Origin of the sequence: Alkalicoccus urumqiensis (assembly GCF_002993335.1) — a bacterium.
Classification (GTDB): Bacteria; Bacillota; Bacilli; order Bacillales; family Salisediminibacteriaceae; genus Alkalicoccus; species Alkalicoccus urumqiensis.
The window spans coordinates 21,749-35,690 of record NZ_PVNS01000001.1 but is presented as its reverse complement, the minus strand read 5'-3'; the positions used below and the strand labels follow the sequence as shown (position 1 = coordinate 35,690).

The 13,942-nt window shown below is 53.6% G+C and carries 9 protein-coding genes; 4 read left to right on the top strand and 5 right to left on the bottom strand.

All coding sequences use genetic code 11. The annotated features are described in order from the left end of the window. Positions 1–10 precede the first annotated feature (10 nt). Positions 11–2,026: a beta-galactosidase gene (locus tag C6I21_RS00105; RefSeq protein WP_105957393.1), complete on the top strand. Its 2,016-nt coding sequence runs from the start codon at positions 11–13 to the stop codon at positions 2,024–2,026. Positions 2,027–2,087: 61 nt separating this feature from the next. Here the strand turns inward: C6I21_RS00105 and C6I21_RS00100 are convergent, their stop codons facing one another. The 4 genes from C6I21_RS00100 to C6I21_RS00085 form a co-directional block, all read right to left on the bottom strand. Next, a complete protein-coding gene (locus C6I21_RS00100) occupies positions 2,088–4,106 on the bottom strand; it encodes a putative bifunctional diguanylate cyclase/phosphodiesterase (protein ID WP_181185998.1) in 2,019 nt (672 codons plus the stop codon). A 312-nt stretch (positions 4,107–4,418) separates the two neighbouring features. Then, positions 4,419–5,999 (bottom strand): stalk domain-containing protein, encoded by a 1,581-nt coding sequence (locus C6I21_RS00095; RefSeq protein WP_105957391.1) that lies wholly within the window; start codon positions 5,997–5,999, stop codon positions 4,419–4,421. A 34-nt stretch (positions 6,000–6,033) separates the two neighbouring features. Beyond that, positions 6,034–7,389 carry a M14 family zinc carboxypeptidase gene (locus C6I21_RS00090; RefSeq protein WP_105957390.1) on the bottom strand — a complete coding sequence of 452 codons (1,356 nt, stop codon included), beginning with the start codon at positions 7,387–7,389 and terminating at the stop codon, positions 6,034–6,036. 145 nt (positions 7,390–7,534) lie between these two features. Continuing rightward, positions 7,535–8,713, bottom strand: coding sequence for an acyltransferase (locus C6I21_RS00085; RefSeq protein WP_105957389.1), 1,179 nt, complete (start codon positions 8,711–8,713; stop codon positions 7,535–7,537). 275 nt (positions 8,714–8,988) lie between these two features. Here C6I21_RS00085 and C6I21_RS00080 point away from each other — a divergent pair, with 275 nt between their 5' ends. Next, positions 8,989–10,488, top strand: a complete 1,500-nt coding sequence (locus C6I21_RS00080) for an S-layer homology domain-containing protein (RefSeq protein ID WP_105957388.1) — start codon at positions 8,989–8,991, stop codon at positions 10,486–10,488. Here the strand turns inward: C6I21_RS00080 and C6I21_RS00075 are convergent. Beyond that, positions 10,467–10,982, bottom strand: a complete 516-nt coding sequence (locus tag C6I21_RS00075) for a hypothetical protein (RefSeq protein WP_181185997.1) — start codon at positions 10,980–10,982, stop codon at positions 10,467–10,469. The genes C6I21_RS00080 and C6I21_RS00075 overlap by 22 nt on opposite strands. A 356-nt stretch (positions 10,983–11,338) precedes the next feature. On the opposite strand from C6I21_RS00075, the gene C6I21_RS00070 reads away from it, so the two are divergent. Both C6I21_RS00070 and C6I21_RS00065 read left to right on the top strand, forming a co-directional pair. After that, positions 11,339–11,836 (top strand): ComEA family DNA-binding protein, encoded by a 498-nt coding sequence (locus C6I21_RS00070; RefSeq protein ID WP_181185996.1) that lies wholly within the window; start codon positions 11,339–11,341, stop codon positions 11,834–11,836. Positions 11,837–11,963: 127 nt separating this feature from the next. Then, positions 11,964–13,325 carry a stalk domain-containing protein gene (locus tag C6I21_RS00065; protein ID WP_105957385.1) on the top strand — a complete coding sequence of 454 codons (1,362 nt, stop codon included), beginning with the start codon at positions 11,964–11,966 and terminating at the stop codon, positions 13,323–13,325. Positions 13,326–13,942 lie beyond the last annotated feature (617 nt).

Genomic DNA, 13,942 nt, shown 5'->3' with positions numbered 1-13,942 from the left:
GGCAGCACTTATGTATATTGGAGTAGACTACTATCCGGAGCAGTGGCCGAGAGAACGCTGGGACACCGATCTGGATTTAATGGAGGAGCTTGGCATCAATGTTATCCGGCTCGCTGAATTTTCCTGGGGGCTTCTTGAACCGGAAGAAGGTCATTTTGACTTTTCCTGGCTCGATGAGGCGGTGGAGAAAATCAGCGCCCGCGGCTTTGACATTGTTCTCGGAACACCGACGGCAACACCTCCGGCCTGGCTGACGCAGGCCTATCCGGAAGTACTGCCGGTCACGAAAAGCGGAGAGACGATCTCCTTCGGTGCCAGAAGGCACTATACGGTAAACAGCCGGAAGTATCAGGAGCTGTCGAAGCATATCGTCCAGGCGATGGCCAAGCGCTACGGAAAACATCCAAATGTAATCGGCTGGCAGACGGACAATGAATACGGTCATGAGAAATCAGACCGGAGCTATGGAACGGAAGATGAGCGGGCCTTTCAGGCGTGGCTCCAGGAAAAATACAGCTCGCTCGACGAACTGAACGAACGCTTCGGAACGGTATTCTGGAGCCAGACGTATACCGACTGGTCCCAGATACCGGTGCCGAAAACGGTGTATCAGGAGCATAACCCATCGCTGCTTCTCGAGTTCGACCGCTTCTGTGCAGAGGCGTACACGAAGTACAATCGGCTGCAGACGGACATTTTACGCAGACACGTGGAAAAACGTCAGTTTATTACGCACAATTTTGTCTATACCGGACTTGCTCAGGATCAGAATGCGATTGCGGAAGATCTCGATTTTATTTCGTTCGATAACTACCCTGTCTGGGGCGGGCTGGCTGAGCCGGTCGCGCCGGCTGCGATTGCCCGTCAGCACCATTTGTGCCGCGGGACGAAGCAGGGCAGGACGTACTGGGTGATGGAGGAACTGTCGGGGGCGCAGGGATGGAGCCAGATCGGCTACCTGCCGCGTCCGGGGCATTTGAAGCTGTGGACGTACCAGGCCATTGCGCACGGGGCGGAGGCGATCGTCTACTTCCGCTGGCGTGCGGCACGGTTTGGAACGGAGCAGTTCTGCCATGGAATTCTCGATCATGACGGCGTTCCGCGGCGGAAGTATCAGGAAGTGAAAGAAGTGATCGCATCGCTTCAGGATAAAGAAGACCTGATCCACGCTGATTATCCGGCGGAGGCCGGGCTGTATCACGATCCGGAAAATGAATGGGCGTGGCAGATTCAGCCGCAGTCGGACCAGTTTTCCTATGTCGGGGAAGTGATGCGCTTTTTCAAACCGGCGTTTGATCTGCAGGTGCAGACGGATATTTTCCGCGGGCAGGAGGATCTTTCCTCGTATAAAGTGCTCATCGTTCCGGTGTATTTCCTGACGAAAAAGGACGTCAATGACAGGCTGCGTGCGTTTGCTGAAAACGGCGGGACGATCATTTTCACGTACCGTACAGGCGTGAAGGACGAGGACAATATCGTGACAGAAGAAACGCTTCCCGGTGCGATGAGAGAGCTGTGCGGAGTGGAAGTACATGAGTATGATTCCCTCCGGGCAGAGCGGACGGCCTCCATCCGCGGGACCGGTGGAGCGCTTGCCGGACGGGAAGGACGCTCGCACGTCTGGTGCGATTTTCTCGAGCCGCTTTCTGCGGAGGTGCTGGCGGAGTATGAAGATGAATGGTTTGACGGCCGTGCAGCAGTGACGAGAAACGAGTACGGGAATGGCCGGGTGTATTACATCGGCACCGGACTTGAAGAGGATATGCTGGAGCCGCTCTATGCATCGATTTTTGAAGAGGCAGGCTGCCGAATGCAGAAACAGCAGCCGGGTATTGAAACGGTGCGCCGGACATCCGGGACGCACGAGTACTTGATTGTACTCAACCATGACGTTTCCAAAGAGCGGACGGTCCTGCTGCCGGAAGGACGCTGGACGAATGCTGAATCCGGTAAAGAAGGAACCGCAGAAGGCCAGATGGCGTTAAAGCCGCTGGAAAGCCGGATTTTTGTCCGGGATAAAGAATAATTCATGATAAAAACGATCCTCCTGCACTCTGCGGGAGGATCGTTTCGTATATGCACTTTTGTCAGGCCTGCTGCCGGATGGAAAAGAGGGTCTGCAGCTGGGACGGGTGAACGGGTTTCTGAAAGAAATATCCCTGGCCATAGTGGCAGCCGAGTTCCGTCAGAATTTCTGCCTGCTCTTTCGTCTCCACTCCTTCACCGACTGTTTTCATTCCGGCATTCTCTGCGAAGTCGATCATCAGTTTAACAACCGCCTGATTCTTTTCAGATGAGGTGATTGTATCGATAAATGATTTATCAATTTTCAACGTATCTGCCGGCAGTTTCTGCAGGTACGTCAGTGATGACAGCCCGGTGCCGAAATCATCCAGCGCGATGGTAAAGCCTGCACGGCGGAGTTCCTCGAGCAGCCGGACAGCCTGATCCAGGTCGGCCACGGCAGCTGTTTCGGTCACTTCAAATTCGATTCGGGACGGATCGATATGCATGCTCTCCACAATGTTTATGAGCCGGCGGTTGGCTCCGACGAGGTGAAAATGCCGGGCGGACAGATTGACGGCTGCTTTCATGCTTCTCATCCCTTCCTGATCCCATTTCTGAAGCTGCCGGCACACTTCGTAGAGCATGTACTCGGTGATTGGCATGATCAGGCCGTGGCGCTCAGCTACGGGAATAAATTCCCCCGGGGAAATCATGCCGTAATCCGGGTGGTACCAGCGCACCAGTGCCTCAGCATCGTCGGCAGAGCCGGTCTGCAGGCAGACTTTCACCTGATAATGCGTCTGCAGTTCTTTTTCTTTCAGTGCTCTGCCGAGGGCCTGAATGAGCTGATTTTCCCGGTCGATATCGTCTTTTTCCCGGTCAAAAAAGGAAAGAGGTTCTGTATGCTTCCGGGTATTTCTTAGAGCCGTTTCTGCTTCCTGAATGGTCTGGGATTTCGATTTATCTGCTGTGATAAACGAGGCTCCCGCGGAAACAGGCACATACATATCTTCTTCCCGCCCTTCTTCTGCGATGGTGTACGCATCAGAGATGAACTTCGCCTGTCTGCGGAGCAGTGCCTCCTCCGCCTGGGGCAGAAGCACAGAAAAGCGGTGACCGTCCACATGGTAGAGCGCAGACTCGGCAGGTGTACGCACTTTTATTTCCCGGGAAATCATCTCCACGAGCCAGTCTGCTTCTTTCACGCCCCACGTTTCGTCATACGTACGCAGCAGCGTGCTCTCAAGCGTTATTAGTAAACCGTAGCGGGTAAATTCTTTTTCAGACATCGTGTTAAAACTCCGGCGGTTCGGGAGCTCGGTGACCGGATCGACGAAGTTCATCCGGCTGTCCCATTTTTCTTCGTGGCGCAGGATAAACTGGACCGACGTGAACATCATCGTTATGGCAGCGAGAGTTGTCATGCCGAGAACATTATTGGTCGTTACCGGATCGGGCTGCACGAGAAACCCCCACTGCTCGGGGAGGCAGAACGAGGAACCGCCGATGCCGGTGTAGTGCATGGAAGAAATAGCCAGACCCATAATGATGGCAACGCCCAATTTTTTCGGGATGGACGTTAAGAAGCGTGAATATGAAAATAAAAACAGCGCCGCAAACGATACGGCGATAGCGATAAGTGTAGCGAGAAGGACCATGGTTCCATTGTAGTTAATGGTTCCGGCGAAGGTGATCGCAGCCATGCCGGTGTAGTGCATACCGGAAATACCGAACCCCATTAAGAGGCCAGCCGCTGTGATGGCCTGCCAGCGAAGCCTTTTCTGCTGCAGTACATAAAAAGCAAGGAAAGAAGCAACAAATGCAGGCAGAATAGAGAAAAAGGTGAGACCCCAGTTGTAGGTTAACGGAATGCGGAGCTGAAACGCGGACATGCCGATAAAATGCATCGACCAGATCGCTGACCCCATCGTCAGCGCCCCGATCAGCATCCAGCCGATCCGGCCGCGCCGTGAGCGTATTTTGGAAATCCGGGCGTTAATTTCCAGTGCGACATAGGATCCTGCCGATGCTGCAAAAAGAGAGAGGAGGACGAGCGGCCAGTTATAAAATGTATCCAGAATGATCAGCGTTGACTCCATGCGGCGGCCCTTCTTTCCTTCGTTCGTAGTACATATCATTATACCTTATGAAGGAGGAAAGGGGTGTATGATTGAGTAAGATGAAGAAAAACAATGATTAAGGAATCAATAATAACCCTTAATTTTCTAATTAAGTGGGGTACCTCTACTCGTATAGTGCCGGGGAACCGGCAGCGGGCTAAAGAAAGCCGCGGTTCCCTGGCTGCGTTTTCAAGTCCGCTGAACGGAAGGCCCTCTCATAGGAAAAGACCAGGCAGTGTGCGCCTGGTCTTGAAAAAGAGCTAAGTTTGAATGACAGCTGTTCAGGGCGAACTACGGCTGGACGGTGACAATTCGGCCGCGGCCCCAGTCCACCGGCTGGTCGAATGCTTCGGCGATGAAGCGGACCGGCACGATCGTCCGGCCGTTTTTAATCGTTGCGGGAACATCGAGCGTGTGCTCCGTGCCATTGATCGAAGCAGAGGTGGAGTCGAGCTGCAGCTGAATATGCTGCGCGCCGCTGCCGGTATTTCCGGTTATATCAATAGTGCGGGAGGCACTTGAATACGTTACCTGCACCCCAAGCTGCTCGAACAGCTCCCGGACTGGTACAAGCATACGGCCGCTTTCAATCACGGGCTCCTGGCTCTTAAAGTGAATCAGTTCCTGGTCCACGGTCACATGCGGGTGCTGGTCCGAAGAACGTTCAAGCGGGATGGAAACCGTCTCGAGCGCTGCGTACTGCTCCCCGTCCCACATAAAAGATGGGATCCCATTACGCACAGCGCGGTAATCGGCAGTATCTGCCTGCTGGAAGGAGTCCGGCTCGATCGTGATCGTCGTTTTATCCTGATCCCGTGCTTCTGCGCGGCGGATGGCTTCATTCATCATTTTCATTGTATCCGTATAGCGGGGGAAGCGGCTTCCCTTTAAGACGACAGACACGTACGTATTGCCATTCTGCTGCTTGAAACTGACGAGATTATGCTGGGAAGCGCTCGTATAGCCGGTTTTTCCACCGTCAATCTGCGGCGCGTAGTAGGAGGAATCCGGACGCATCTGGTGATTGGTGGAGCGCCACGTCTGCGTCTGGGGCCGGCCGTAGCGGTCGGTATATCGGGACGTGTACCGCTCTGTTCCCATAATTTCTGCTGCTTTCGTATACTGAAGTGCACCGAACGTAATGGCGGCAATATCTTTCGGCGTCGAATAATGACGGCTGTCATGGTAGCCGTGCGGATTGGTAAAGTTGGACTGAGATGCACCGAGGGATTCGGCTTCCTGATTCATCAGCTGAATAAATGCCGGCACCGAACCGCTTATATGGTCGGCTACGGCCATTGCTGCATCATTTCCGGAAGGAAGCATCATCGCATAAAGAAGCGTTTCAAGCGTCATCCGGTCTCCCGGCTTCACGCCTGATTTTGAGCTGTCCCACGGGATGTCGGAAGCAGCGCTCGACACCGTTACCGTGTCCTGCAGATTGCCGTGCTTCAGTGCTGTGTAGAGCGTCAGTACCTTCGTCGTGCTGGACGGATAGAGACGCCGGTCCGCATTTTTTTGAAACATCAGATTGTCTGTAGTGTTTTCGGCGACGACCGTACCGACGCCGTTGGTATTCGTCCAGAACGACAATACATCGTTATGTAGGTTAATCGTCTTTTTCGGTAGAGAAGCGGCGTAAAAAGGGTCGGCCGCACTGCGGTTAAGAAAATCCTGAATATCCTGAACCGGCAGGTAGCTTACGCCGTTAAACGTAAGCATCTGCCCGCTCCCCATCGCTTTCTTTTGATCAGACTGGAGGAAATACTCTTCCACGTCAGCCTGTACCGGCAGGGCGGCATAGACAGAAGCTCCGGGCGCCGTAATGAACAGGACGGCGGCCAGAAGCATCAGCAGGTTCTTTTTCAGCATATCATCGTTCCTTTCTTCTTCGAATGTCGTGTCATTACTGAATCACGCGGACTGTCCGTGTGGCCTGTTCCCATGTTACGCGGGCACCGATCGTTTCACTGACGAAGCGGAGCGGGACCATCGTTCTGCCGTTCAGCGTCTGCACCGGAGCATCAAGTGCCCGGGCGGTGCCGTTTACGATGGCTTCACGCTGATAAAGCGGGAGAGCAATTTCTGTGCTGCCGCTCCGGATAAGGGCCGTTCTCGATTCCTGATCCCAGCCGACGGAAGCGCCGAGCTGCTCCAGAACACCGCGCACCGGTACATACGTCCGGCCGTCCAGAATAACCGCTCCCGGGTCAGCGGTATACGTTGTGCCGTTAATAATTAGAGTACCGTCCCGCATCGATGCCCGCAGCTTATTGCGGTACATATCGTGGCTCCGCTGGGCGATGTATTTTCCGACCTGCCGGTTCTGATTCCAGATCCGGTCGAAGTAGGAAACGGGGACGTGGCGGGCGCCGACATAAGGACTGACCTCCGGTGTAAAGGCAGGCCGCTTAAACCGGTCGATGAACCAGTCTGTGTATCCCCCGCCGGAGTAAGAGGAATGTCCACCCATGAGCCGGTAGCCGGTGGCATTGGAGATCCAGGAAGCGTGCTGGCGGTCCCGGCTCAGCTGATAGCCGCGCTGGTTGTAGTTCCAGAAAAGGATTTCTCCGCTGCTGTGGTAGGAAACGGCCATCTGCGGATCAATCTTCTCCGTGAAAGCAACGACCGCCTGCACTTCTTTTTCCGTATGCGGGGCAGTTCCTGGATAATTTTCATGTGCCGGGCTCCCGGGGTTGTTGCGTATCTGATACCATCCGGCGTCAAACTGACGGTTCAAATCCACGCCGCGTGCATTGGCTTTCCAGCGGGTGAAATCCCGGCTGCCGCCGTTCATGCGGATTAAAGAAGCATGTGCACTGGATGGAAACGCACTCAGTCCGCGCTGCTGCAGCGTGACGCCGTCTGGATTCATCATCGGGACAAACCACATCGTATGGTGGTCCAGAATGGCTTTCATATTCAAGCCTCCCGACGAGGCGTAATCCTCCGCGTAGACGTCGATCATTTCCATTGTAAGGTTCGTTGTGATCCATTCCCGGGCGTGGTTGGAGCCGTTTATGTAGGAAGTGGAGAGCCCCTTCCCGAGCCCGACGGCGTAAATATTTCTGCCGTAAGCGGTCGTCCCGATGTTCTGGACCTGGACAATGTCCGGGTATCTGGCTTCCAGTGCGGCCAGGTCACGCTCCATCTGCTCGTACGTGTACGTCTGTTTCGGGTTGACGATTGACTGAGCCGACACTCCTGCAGGAACGAGAAGCAGGAGCAGTAAAACAAGGGTGAGCCAGCGCAGAACAGGCATGTTATTTTCCTCCTTTTATCAAAAAAGACGATTCTCTGTTCATTTTACAAAAAATTTCAACTAATTTATAGAGGGAAAAAGGGCTGTTTCTGCCGCAAAAAAAAGCGCCGGAAGCGGGAATCGCTTCCGGCGCGCGGATCATGCGTCAGGCATGACGGCGTACACTGTTTTCATTATAGGACGGTTCCCCGCTCTTTTTATAAGGGATCCGCTTCGGTCCGGTGCCGAACAATACCCAGCCGCCGGGAATCCAGCGCATCACGAGGCCGACAATAATCCATGGAATGATAAGCGCGGAAAGAAATCCGCCGAACACCCAGGCGTGGTACAGAACCGGATTTCCCGGAACCTCTGTCATCCGGTAGAACAGCAGCACGAGCGGATGGGAGATATACACGCCGAAGGAAACGACTCCGAGATGGATCAGCGTATTCACGCTCCAGCGCGGCCATACGGCATAAATCCAGTAGGAAAGCTGCAGCAGAATGAGCGCGGTCGGCAGCGTGTGCATATTCCAGACGAGGGAATAGAGCTTGGAATCAAATATGGCTCCCTGCGTCCGTTCCAGGTAATAAATACCGACGTGTCCGATGACACCGGCAAGCCACAGCCCCCAGAGCGGGAACCAGAAAAAGGCTTTCTTTGAAAAGAGTTCGCTTCGTTTTACCTTGAAGTAAGCGGCGAACCGGTCATAGTACATACCGAGCCAGGCGCCGAGGAAATAGTACGACGCGTACCAGATCGAAAGGTTTCCAGGCGTTGTATTCCGAAGCGACATGTTGTTGTAGAAAACAAAAATCCACTGGAGCAGAATACCGATCCAGAAAATATTTTTTGCAAGCACCGGCCAGCGCTTGAATGCCCACAAAAACAGCGGAAACATCAGGAAAAACTGAACGCTGATAAAGACGAAATACAAGTGCGTATAAGCATTTCCGGTCGCAAGCAGTGCGAGCAGATCCGGAATCATGGAAGCCGGTGACGTCAGCGTGCCATTTAAATATGCGACAAGGTAAAAATAGACGGCGGAAAAGACGATGTAAGGAATGAGAATGTAAAGAAGGCGCCGCTTATAAAAGTTGGTAATCAGTTTCCGGGTCACCGGCCGCGTATAATAGTTATAGAACAGGACAAAGGCACTCAGAAAAATAAATGTTGTCGTTCCGATTTTAAAGAACGTATTCATAAAGTTGTACGTCGACCAGAACGAGGAACTCTGGTCCAGCTGAAAGACGATCGAGGATGTGGAATGAACGACGAGCACTCCGATAATTGCTAGAGCGCGGACCACGAACAGCTCATCGATTTGTGTACGTTTTGCCATAACAGGTTAACTCCTTTTCGATACAGTACGGCGGGAGCATCGCGTCCCGTCATTTCCTTCCGTTACAGACGGGAGGAATGCTACGATTAAGAATAGTACATCCGCCCGAAGGATTCAACCGGAATTCGTAGGAGGTCTGTCGGAGCAGAGCTGGTTTTGGAAAGGAAAAAGCCTGTTTCAGCTGATGCCGGGAGGATTTCCCGCGCCGGTACCGAAGAGTTTTCAAAAATCATGGGAAATTATTTCCCGGGAAATAAACGAGGAGGCAGACCAGAGTGAAATACATCCTTTTGACCGTTTTAATGTTTATTTCGGGGGCAGGGACGGCCGCGGCAGCTCCATTTGCTGATATGGAAGAGGGCGATCTCTTTTACACGGAAACAGGTATTCTTTATGAAAACGACTTAACGTCAGGTTATGAAGATGGAACGTACAGGCCGGAACAGCCGGTGACAAGAGCAGAGGCGGCCGTCTTTCTTCAGCGTGTTCAGCCGCTTCCGCAGGCAGAGACTGAACAGTTTCCTGATACGGCGGAAACGTCCTTTGCCGCCGATGCGATCGCCCGGGCAGCCGGGAACGGACGGATCCAGGGCTTTCCGGACGGCACGTTCCGACCAGGTGCAGCCGTTACGCGGGGGCAGCTTGCTGTCCTGCTGGAGAGAACGTATGCATTTCCTCAGGCGGAGCGGACCTTCCCTGATGTAAGCAGCAGCCATTTTGCAGCAGGTGCCGCTTCTGCTCTGGCTGAAGCAGGAATCGTACGCGGCTATCCCGACGGCACATTCCGCGCAGACCGGGCAGTCACCCGCGGTGAGTTTGCTGCGATGCTCGTTCGTGCGGAAATGCGGGAAGCTGCCGGGGAAGATGCGGAAGCACTGACCGGCTGGTGGGAAACCATCCTGCTGGAAGAGGAGTGGGAAGCACCTGTTATAGATAAACTGCTGCGTGAGCAGCGGGATCTTCTGTCCTCCGGGAACACAGAGCATGCTTTTCTCACCTCCAGCACGCTGACTGAAGCGGCCGGCGAACTACGGACGGCCAGGAAGGAAGCATATCTTGCAGGGCCGGGGAGCAGAATTGAATCCGATATGGAAAGCGGCTCGTTTATGGAAAAAGTGTTTACGTATGAAGAAGCATTCGCTGCAGACAGCTACCGCGGCATGCCGGAGGCGCCGGATTACGTGCTCGACCGGAGCAGCAGCGGCTCACGGATTCTCGTCACCGCCCCGCATTCGGTTTCCCACATCCGCGAAGGGGACGTGAAAATTGCCGAAGGCTACACGGGTGCATTCATCCGCCTGCTGCATGAGTATCTCGACGTCAATGTGCTCTATTTGACACGGGAATCAAGGGATCCCAATTACTACAGCGATATGGCCTTTAAAGAAGAACTCGGCAGACTGGCCTCCTCTGGAGATATTGACTACGTCATCGACCTGCACGGCGCGTCCCGGACACGTGAATTCGATGTCGATGCCGGAACATACCGCGGTACACTGACACCGCCGCAGCCGGTAAACGCACTGATGGAAGTAATGCGCGGGAACGGGGTGGAGGATGTGCGGGAAAACGATACGTTTACCGCAGGCTACCGTCACACGATTGCCTACCACACATTCAACGAGTATGATGTTCCGGCGGTACAGCTGGAAATCAACCGTACGTTCCGGGAGCCGCGTGCAGATGAAGCGCCGCTGAAGCAGCTGTTTACCGGTCTGAGTGAGTGGGTCTGGCTTCTGGATGAGCAGCCGGACTACGTGACGGGAGACAGATAAGGAGCGGTAAGCGGAAGTACAGATCCTTCATCATCGTAAGGGAGATGGAGCAGCCGGCGGAGGTAGGCCGCAGTAACCACAGCGTTCTGCTCCGCGGGCAGGGCAGGCCGTTCACGGAAGTGGAAGGCACCAGCCACCTGTCTGCATGGGAAAAAAGAGAAAAATAACTGCGTATGTATCATGGTGTGTTCCATGTCAAAATAACTGCGGAAGCTGGATGCTTTCCGGGAGGAAGGAATCTCTGGATAGAAATCCGGCAGCAGATGAAGAAATTTCACCGTTTCAAGAAATGCGCGCCTGGAAGGAACAAAAACCGTCTGTACCTGCATCGAATGCCGGGTGAAAGGTAAACGCTGAAGAAAACGCGGAGCATCGCTCGTTTTGACGAGAATGCAGGCGGCGCCGGGCAGCGTTCCGTACGCAAACAGCGTACTGTGTTCAGCCGCCGTATAAAGATCGCTTTCTGTTACTGTCAGTTCTTCTGGAAACGTCATTTGTATAAGGGTGGTGGAAGGGAAAGTCATGCCGCATCATTCCTTTAAAAAGGTGTCATGAGGGCCGTTCGTTCGTGGGAAAGCAGAAGGGGTAAGCGGGTAATGCAGCGGCTTACAGACGCGGGGAATTCATGCGGCTTCCCGGACGGCGCTGATGGGTATGGTATCTTTATTCGACATAGATGAAAAAAATCCTGCCTGAAACGACAGAAAAATGGTGTTTCACACGAAACGTTATGGGGAAAGCGTTTTCGAATCGAGGAATTTTGCGGAAAAGGGCGTTCACAGCAGTGGATTCTGCTATACTGAAACAAGAAAAGGCTGGAAAGGAGCTGGACAACGATATGCGACGAATCATGACAGTTTTGGCGGCATTTGCAGCAGTGGCGCTGCTGTGGCCGAAATGGAAAAGCTGGATCCCTTCTCTGGAGCGCACCGCGTACGCCCCGTCCCCTGCGGATATGGAGAACGAGGATGAACCGGAAGAGGATTATGATGATGAAGAAGAGGAAGACGATTATATAGAAGAAACAGATGAGGAAGAAGACGAAAACGAAGACAATGGTGCGGAAGAAACAACGGAGGGAGAAGAGTCGGATGAGGATTCGCCTTCTCTGCTGGAAGAGGACGAAGAAGAAGAGGAGCAGCTGGTCGATGTCAATAAGGCAGATAAAGAGACGCTGCTTCAGGTGAGCGGCATCGGCGGCGACCTTGCAGCCAATATCGTTAAAGAGAGAGAGGAATCGGGAACGTTCGCTGCGTTTAACGATCTTACACGTGTCAAAGGGATCGGCAGCCGGAAGCTCGAGCAGCTCCGTCCGTATCTGACCGTAGCGGAGGATACTTCCTCCTGACAGCGTAACTCCAGGTCACTGCGGCCTGGAGTTTTTTAGAACTCTTTCAGCAGTCGTCCGGATTGTGCAGAAGCAGGAAGAAAAGCTATAATGAGGAAAGCAGAAATGAATCTGATGAGGTGATGAAGTGAAGCGGAGAACGAAACGGCACATGTATACACCCGGCTTTTCCGTGCTGCTTTTCAGCGCAGCAGCAGCTCTGGTGTTCTGGTATCCATTTGAAAAAACCGAAGAACTCCGGGACGAGTCTCCTTCCCCGGCTGAAACGATGCAGACGGAGGAAGTGACGCTCGGCGGAGCCCGGATCGTGGAAGGGCGGACCCTGATTCCGTTCCGCGCGGTGTTTGAAGAGCTGGAGGCGGATGTAAACTGGAATAATGAAACGAAAACGGTGACGGCTTCCCGCGGCGGCACCACGCTTGAACTGACGATCGATTCCAGTGAAGCGCTGATTGATGGCCGGGAGACGACCCTCGATACGCCGCCCGTCATTTTTGCCTCATCCACCTTCGTGCCGCTCCGCTTTGTGTCAGAAGCATTCGGTGCAGACGTGGAGTGGCGCAGTGATACGAAAGAAGCGGTAGTGGAAGACGAAGGCAAAATAATCACTGTCCGCACGGAAATGGAAGGAAACATCGTCCGCACGCAGACCGGTCCACGTATTACGACCGGGATGACAGAAGAAGAAGTGACTTCCGGATGGGGAGAGCCGGAAACGGTCAGCCCGTCTCCGTACGATTTTGACTGGGAGACCTACCATGATAACTATGAAGACTTCCGTATGGTCGGGATGGAAGACGGCCGTGTCACCGCTCTGTATACAAATGAGGAAGACTATCTTCCATTTGAGGAACTGAGTCTCGGCATGACCAGTGACGAAGTGCAGGGAGTGTTCGGCGAGCCGGTCACGGAAATACGAAAAGGCAATACCCGCTATACACAGCAGCTGAATGAAGAATATGACCTGTTTGAAACCGACGCCGGCTACTTGACGGTCTTTTACGATGTGCACCGTCAGGGAAAAGCAACGGCTGTACAGCTGATTGACGGCGAGACAGAAACGGCGCTGAACGGCTACTACGGCACAGCTTCCGCCGGCAGAGAAAGCGGCTACGCCGAGCAGTTGTTTGATCTCGTCAATGCAGATCGTGTGAAATTCGGCCGGGATCCTCTCGACTGGAACCAGGAGGTGGCAGCAGTTGCCGCGATGCACAGTGCGGATATGGCTGCGAACCATTACTTCTCCCACGATAACCTGGAGGGGCAGAATCCGTTTGACCGCATGAAGGATGCCGGGCTCCGCTACACCCGCGCCGGTGAAAACATTGCTTCAGGACAGCCGGGAGCGGTTCACGCGCAGCAGGGTCTCATGAACTCCTGGGGACACCGGCGCAACATTTTAAGTGAAGAATACACCGAGCTCGGGACAGGTGTTCGTTTCGCCGAAGACAACCGCCCCTACTTCACTCAGAACTTCTATACACCTTAATGAAAAGGACGCTTCCCACCCGGGAGCGTTCTTTTTTTGCAGAATTAGAAAGGATAAAATTCGAAGCTTTTTCCAAGCAGGTATGGCAGGTGTTTTGGCATTTCAAAACTTTCTTCCATTAACGGTTTTGTTTCTGTTCAAAGTGCTGCTGCGTTATCGCTGGCCCGGATTTCCAGTCCGGTCTGTTTGAAAGAAGAGTTCTGGAACCTTTGTTGACGAAGCAGAAAGGCAGCGGGGTTAGCTACCACGTGGAGCCGTATGATTTCAACCGCTTGACGCGGCATGGAGAAGTTGGACTTTTCCGGTGCGCTGCGGGATTATTAGGCGGAGAAGTTGGAATATGGCCGGGAGAAGTTAGACTATTGCAGTGGAGTGAGAACGGGGCGCCTCGTTGTTAGACTGGAAGGGGCAGTTGTAGGAGCGGGAGAGTCAGTTGTGAGACTAACCTGATTTGAAGTAAGACTCCGCTTCAGCTGCACTCCCTCGGCTTCAGCTTCCGCCAAAACACGTACGGCCACAGGTGAAGGCAGAAGTAATTTAACCAATCGCTATTACTTTGTCTACATTCTGGGACACTTCCCACCCGGAAGCGGTCTTTTTTTGACTAATAAGAATGT